General features: G+C 63.3%; 7 protein-coding genes. 6 read left to right on the plus strand and 1 reads right to left on the minus strand.

Features of this window, described 5'->3' with window-relative positions; translation table 11 throughout:
* Positions 1 to 5: 5 nt before the first annotated feature.
* Positions 6 to 323, minus strand: coding sequence for a hypothetical protein (locus tag QRM95_RS18220; RefSeq protein WP_285248859.1), 318 nt, complete (start codon positions 321 to 323; stop codon positions 6 to 8).
* 1,032 nt (positions 324 to 1,355) lie between these two features.
* On the opposite strand from QRM95_RS18220, the gene QRM95_RS18225 reads away from it, so the two are divergent.
* The 6 genes from QRM95_RS18225 to QRM95_RS18250 form a co-directional block, all read left to right on the plus strand.
* A complete protein-coding gene (locus QRM95_RS18225; RefSeq protein WP_285248860.1) occupies positions 1,356 to 2,060 on the plus strand; it encodes a hypothetical protein in 705 nt (234 codons plus the stop codon).
* 186 nt (positions 2,061 to 2,246) lie between these two features.
* Positions 2,247 to 3,176, plus strand: coding sequence for an ABC transporter ATP-binding protein (locus tag QRM95_RS18230; RefSeq protein WP_285248861.1), 930 nt, complete (start codon positions 2,247 to 2,249; stop codon positions 3,174 to 3,176).
* Positions 3,176 to 4,414, plus strand: a complete 1,239-nt coding sequence (locus QRM95_RS18235) for an ABC transporter permease (protein WP_285248862.1) — start codon at positions 3,176 to 3,178, stop codon at positions 4,412 to 4,414. The genes QRM95_RS18230 and QRM95_RS18235 overlap by 1 nt, the downstream gene beginning before the upstream one ends.
* A 38-nt stretch (positions 4,415 to 4,452) precedes the next feature.
* Positions 4,453 to 4,866: a hypothetical protein gene (locus QRM95_RS18240; RefSeq protein ID WP_285248863.1), complete on the plus strand. Its 414-nt coding sequence runs from the start codon at positions 4,453 to 4,455 to the stop codon at positions 4,864 to 4,866.
* Between the two features lie 109 nt (positions 4,867 to 4,975).
* Positions 4,976 to 5,704: a PspA/IM30 family protein gene (locus QRM95_RS18245; protein WP_285248864.1), complete on the plus strand. Its 729-nt coding sequence runs from the start codon at positions 4,976 to 4,978 to the stop codon at positions 5,702 to 5,704.
* A 93-nt stretch (positions 5,705 to 5,797) separates the two neighbouring features.
* On the plus strand, positions 5,798 to 6,015 hold a 218-nt coding region (locus QRM95_RS18250; RefSeq protein WP_285248865.1), incomplete at its 3' end, for a helix-turn-helix domain-containing protein.

The following is a 6,015-nucleotide window of genomic DNA, read 5'->3' on the forward strand; positions in this document are numbered from 1 at the left end:
GCAGTTCACGCCTCCAATCGGTCCAAGGCAACGATGTCCATCACGGGGGAGGTGGTTCTGAGCGTAACAACGTGGTCGGGGCGAATTTGAAGCCAGTACCGGGCGGGCCAGCCTACAGTGCAAGACTCAAGCATGAGCAGCTCCAGTGACTCCCCGTCGCGGCGAAGTGGGGAAAATGCCACATCCAGATACTCGACGATTGGAGCGGTGGCGGCCATTAGCCTCTGCACTGTCCTGGCGGTCAGATCCAGCAGATACTGGCTGCCCGTAGCAGTGGTCACAAGGTAGCGGCCCGCATCGTCATTGCCCAGCTCTTGCACCATGGTGAGAGTGTAGCCGCGGCCTGAGACACGGTTCCTGGGGCTGGCTTAGCTAGGTGTACCGGCGCCGGGTCCCGCGCTAGTTCTGTACTACCCATTCGGCGCGGCTGAGAAAGCCTAATCCTGGATGTCTCCGAAGGCCCCTAATTCCGGCAGGTGACCCGACGATGAGGAGACCGACTGGGAAGCCCCGACTGATATGTAGTTGGTGAGCGCCGATGAGAACCGGCACGCCTGGGGCTAACGGTTGGCGAACGTCCCGAAGGATTAGGAAGCCGCTTTCGCGCAGAAGTGACGGATCAGGGGCTACCTCGCGAGCGACGAGCTCATAGATCGGCCATCCGGCCTCCCCCACTACTCGTTTGGCCGTTTCTATGACTTCCCTGCACGCAGAAGGTCCGGTGCAACTAGCAATCGTCAGTAAGGAGGGCGTTCCGGGCCCAACGCTCAGAGAATAAGCCAGCTCTTGTGCCCATTCGGCCGCGTCCATACTTCCTACACTAAGTCAGGTCACCGTGAGGGAGCTGGCCCGCTCTGGATTTCTGATTTCGAGCAGTTCAACCCGAAGCGGACCCTTGCCAGGCCAGACGAGCACACCGTGCTCACCAAGCAGCGGCAAATTCCGCCCGACCATCACTGTGAACCGGTACGGGGCCGTACCCCGGCCTACTTCCGTGTCGTCACCGACCTCACGGGCAGGTCGCCGCCATCGACCTCTACGTCAGCAATACGTACTCGAGCAGCCAGTCCCATGGCGGCACCCGGACCTATTACGTTCAGGCCCAGTACCAGGCCCCGGTACCACCAACGCCTGGAAGAGCAGGGCCACGAATCCATCGTCCATTACGTGCTAACGGCGGGCCGAGCCCGCGCGGCCCCTGCCGTCGGATCGGGACGCAAAGGCCACGCGCGTGCACCTGTGGCCCCTTCGTCATCCCTAGTGTTCGGGAATCAAAATAGATACTCACCCAGACGCCTTATTGCCGAGTCAGTGGCGCCGGCGTAGTCTCTTCTTCCGTTCAAAGGAGGCCGAGGATGCCGCAAACGCCCAGGCGCACTGCCGAGGAATCCGGAGCGTTCTCAAGAAGTATTTGGCAGAGGATTGACCTGACAGTAATAGCCGGGGTGCCTGTCCTGGCGGTTGTCGTGCTCCTACAGAATCTGGGGTTGGGGCGGAATTTTCTTAGCATGGCCATGCTGTCCGCACTGGCCTTGGCAATGGTTGTCTCAGGATGGGTCGTGCTAATCCACGGCGATTTGAAACAGCGCTCGGACACCGCAGTCGCTCTATTCATTGCATTCATCCTCCTGTCACTCACTGCAATTGCCGGATTCCTGTATGGGGAGGACTGGAGGCTCGCCACAATATGTCCGGTTCAGGTCTCGTACAGCCCCGACTGCAGTGACGCTGGGCGAATGTTCAAAGCAAGGCTAAACGGCGCCACTCTCGACCAAATTTTCACGGTGTTTGGCGTTGGTCAGATTGTTCCGCTCCTTTCGATTTTGAAGGACGCGGTCTACTGCTGGCTGAAACCAACGCCGTGGCATGAAGTCATCCCGGACCGGGAAGCCCGGGGACTTATCAGGAGGACCAACAGACAACGTCGCATCCTTTTCAATGATGGGGCAGCACCTGAGGCTCCCACAGGAATCGGCCACTGGCGAACTCCATCAACCATCGTCGCTGCCGCAATCGTCATGGCCACCCTGGTGCTCGATTTGCGGAGGCGGCGGCACTGAAGACGCAATCCCTTGGACTGGTCATTCCGCTGAGACGAGCCGCCCTGTCGGGGTAGCCACCAAGATCGCCTGTCGGGGCCAACGGTAGCCAAAGGGGACCCCCTCAGGGGTTCTGGAGAATGGCCACGTGCCCCTCTACGCATGCCCGCCGGCAACGGACCCGTCAGCCACAGATAGGCTGAGTCCATGACGTTGGGGGACGCGGCGGAGCCGCTTGTGCATATTCAGGACTTCCGGATGGATTTCGGGGACACCACGGTGATTCGTGATTTGTCGTTCGATGTCCGGGCGGGGGAGACGTTCGGGTTTCTGGGCAGCAACGGGTCGGGGAAGACCACGACGCTGCGGGCGCTGCTGGGGATTTACCAGCCGTCAGCTGGGACCCTGCATATTGGCGGGAAGGTCTTCGAACCCCGGGACGGGGCGCGGCTCGGCTACCTGCCGGAGGAGCGCGGCCTGTACAAGAAGGAAGCTGTCCTGGATGTGATGGTCTACTTCGGCCGGCTGAAAGGGTTGTCGAAGGCCGCGGCCCGGTCCTGGTCCGAGGCCTACCTGGAGCGGGTAGGGCTGGCTGACAAGGCCAAGGTCCGGCTGGATAAGCTCTCCGGCGGCCAGCAGCAGAAGGTCCAGCTCGGGGTGACCATCATGAACAACCCGGAGCTGCTGATCCTGGATGAGCCGACGAAGGGGTTCGACCCGATCAACCGGCGGCTGCTGATGGACATCATCGAAGAGCACAAGCGGGCCGGGGCGACCGTCATCATGGTCACCCACCAGATGGAAGAGGTCGAGCGGCTCTGTGACCGGGTCATCCTGCTCAAGGACGGGGTCTCCCGCGCCTACGGCACGGTCGAAGAGGTCCAGGAAGAGTTCGGCGGCACCGTCTACCGGGTCACCTACGAGGGGATCCTGCCCTCCTCCCGTCAGTTCGATGTGGTCACCGATGAGGACGGCCTGGCCGAGCTGGCACCCCGGCACGGCGCCGATGAGACAGCCGTCCTGCGCGAGCTGGTCGACTCCGGCGCGGCGGTCCGGTCGTTCACGCCGGCACGGATTTCCCTCGATGAGATCTTCATCAAGGTCTACGGCGAACAGCAGGAACTGGTGGAGGCGTAATGGCATTGGGACAGCACAACCTTGGCACCGTGGTCGCGTTCGAGTTCGTCCGGACCATCAAGAAACGCGGCTTCGCGATCGCGACCCTGGCGATCCCGGTCATCCTGATCATCGTCTTCGCCCTCGTGTACGCGTCCAACGCCAGCACCCAGGACACCGCGGACGCGCAAAAGAACGCCCAGTTCTCCTTCACCTACACGGACGCGTCCGGGATCATCATGGCCCCGGGCGCGAAACTGGCCGGCGGCACGTACACCGACAACCCGGAGGCGGCGATCGCCGCGGTGAAAGACGGGACCTCGGAAGCGTACTTCGCCTACCCGGCCGACCCGACCAAGGAACCGGTGAAGGTGTACGGGGCCGACAAGGGCATGTTCGAGAACGGCAAGTACGAGGCGGTGGCCAAGCAGCTGCTGGAAGCCTCGGCCGAGTACCAGGTCGGCTCACCGAAGCTGACGGCGGCCCTGACCGGGACCGTGAAATTCGACTCCGAGACCTTCAAGGACGGCCAGATCGCCGCCGGCATCGGGGGAGTGATCCCGCCGCTGCTGTTCCTGATCGTCTTCTACATTTCGATGATCCTGCTTTCCAACCAGATGCTGAACTCCACCCTGGAGGAGAAGGAAAACCGGGTCACCGAGATGATCCTGACCACCCTGAACCCCACCACGCTGATCACCGGCAAGATCATTTCCCTGTTCGCCGTCGGGCTGGTCCAGATCTTGGTGTTCCTGGCCCCGGTTGGGCTCGCGTACCTGTTCTTCCGGGACTCCCTGGCCTTGCCGGATCTGAACCTGTCCACTCTGGTCTTCGAACCGGGCCCCATGATCACCGGCGCCCTGCTCCTGGTCGGCGGGTTCACCGTCTTCACCGGCGTCCTCGTGGCCATTGGGGCGATCATGCCGACCGCGAAGGAAGCCGGGACGATCTTCGGTCCGCTGATGGCGATGATGTTCATCCCCTTCTACACATTCAGCCTGGTCATCTCCAACCCCGGGGCCCTGATCGTGCAGATCTTCACCTACTTCCCGCTGACCGCCCCGGTCACCGCGCTGCTCCGCAACGCCTTCGGCACCCTCACCACCGTCGAGGCGACCATCGTCATCGTCGAGCTCCTGGTCGTCGGGGCCCTCATCATCCGCCTCGCCGTCCACCTGTTCAGGTACGGGTCCATCGAATACGGCCGGAAACTCTCCATCGCCGGGACCTTCCGCCGCGGCGAACTCGCCGGGAAATGACCCTCGCCCGCAGACGTTTCCTCCAGGTTCTGGCGGCCTTGGCGCCTGCTGCAGTCCTGCCCGGGTGCGGGCGGGCCGGCGTCGACCCGCCCGGCGATGTGTCCGCGGCCGACGTCGAAGGCAGCTGGCACACGGACAACGGAGACGGGCGGCGGACAGAGCTTGTCCTGCGGCCGGACGGGACGCTGACTTGGTCAGGAGTGCCCGATGGGTTGCGCGATGACTTGCCTGAGACGGCGAAGCTCCGTTGGGAGACCAGAACGGACTACGAGGGCACGTGGTCAGTGGAGCAGTCTACGAGCTGGTATCAACCGGTCGTAAAGGTCCAGTGCAAGATCGCCGGCGGCTGGTGGGGGTTCGAGCTGACCTTCGAAGGCCGCGGCCCGGGGCGGCAGCTCATGTACTGGATCGGAGACCCGGATTCGGCCGACCGCCTGAAGTTCCGCCGGTGAACGGCTGCGCCGATATGGCCAGGGGTCGGCAACATATTGCCGGTGGGCCCGGGCCGCACCACTGCCGCACACATTGAGCTCAACGATCAACAACCGATAGAAAGACACCGTGAAGCAGAGTATTTTCGCCCGCGTCGCGCAGCTCGCGAAGGCCAACCTGAATGCCCTCCTGGACTCCGCCGAAGACCCGCAGAAGATGCTGGACCAGATGGTTCGGGACTACTCGGAGAACATCCGCGAAGCCGAAGCCGCCGTCGCGACCACTATTGGCAACCTCCGGATGGCTGAGGAGGACCACCACCGGGCCGTGGAGGACGCCAACACCTGGGGCCGCAAGGCCATCGCCGCCTCCAAGAAGGCCGACGAGTTCCGTGCCGCCGGGAACCCCGTGGACGCTGACAAGTTCGACGCCCTCGCCAAGGTCGCCATCGGCCGGCAGATGACCGCCGAATCCACCGCCAAGGCCCAGGCGCCGGCCCTTGCCACTCAGAACGAGGTCGTCGACAAGCTCAAGGGCGGCCTGGACCAGATGCGCGGCAAGCTCGGGGAACTGACCGCCAAGCGCAACGAGCTCGTCAACCGGGCACGGGTGGCCGCCACCCAGTCCCAGGTGAACGACTCGCTTCGTGCCGTGGACGCCGGAGACCCCACCTCGGCCATTGGCCGGTACGCGGAAAAGCTCCGCCGCGAAGAGGCCACAGTCCGCGGCCAGCAGGAACTCGCCGCCTCATCCCTGGACGCCCAGTTCACCTCCCTCGAAGACCTCGGCGGGCAGACCGAAGTGGAAGCCCGCCTCGGCGCGCTCAAATCGATGGACCGGAAAGCCATCGACGACTAGGTGAACTGAGTCAGGACGTTGGTTACATCGTGAATAGGTGAAGACCTCTTAGGTTGGTGGTTACCACACACAGCCAACGACTAAGAGGTCTTCATGTCCCACCGTAATGCCCGCCTGACCCCGAACGGTAGGCGGATCCTTATCGAGCGCGTCCTCGCCGGCCGCCCCATCGCCCATGTAGCCAAAGAAATGGGTGTCTCGCGGACCTGCGCACACCGCTGGATCAGCAGGTACAGGACGCACGGCTGGGCCGGCTTCGAGGACCGCAGCTCCCGCCCAAGGTCGTGCCCGCACGCGACCTCCACGGAAGT

The sequence above is a fragment of the Pseudarthrobacter sp. efr-133-R2A-89 genome (assembly GCF_030209315.1).
In the GTDB taxonomy this organism is placed as follows: domain Bacteria; phylum Actinomycetota; class Actinomycetes; order Actinomycetales; family Micrococcaceae; genus Arthrobacter.

Coding starts and splice junctions, on each gene's coding strand:
- QRM95_RS18225 (WP_285248860.1), top strand. CDS start 1,356: ATGCCGCAAACGCCCAGGCGCACTGCCGAGGAATCCGGAGCGTTCTCA.
- QRM95_RS18220 (WP_285248859.1), bottom strand. CDS start 323: ATGGTGCAAGAGCTGGGCAATGACGATGCGGGCCGCTACCTTGTGACC.
- QRM95_RS18230 (WP_285248861.1), top strand. CDS start 2,247: ATGACGTTGGGGGACGCGGCGGAGCCGCTTGTGCATATTCAGGACTTC.
- QRM95_RS18235 (WP_285248862.1), top strand. CDS start 3,176: ATGGCATTGGGACAGCACAACCTTGGCACCGTGGTCGCGTTCGAGTTC.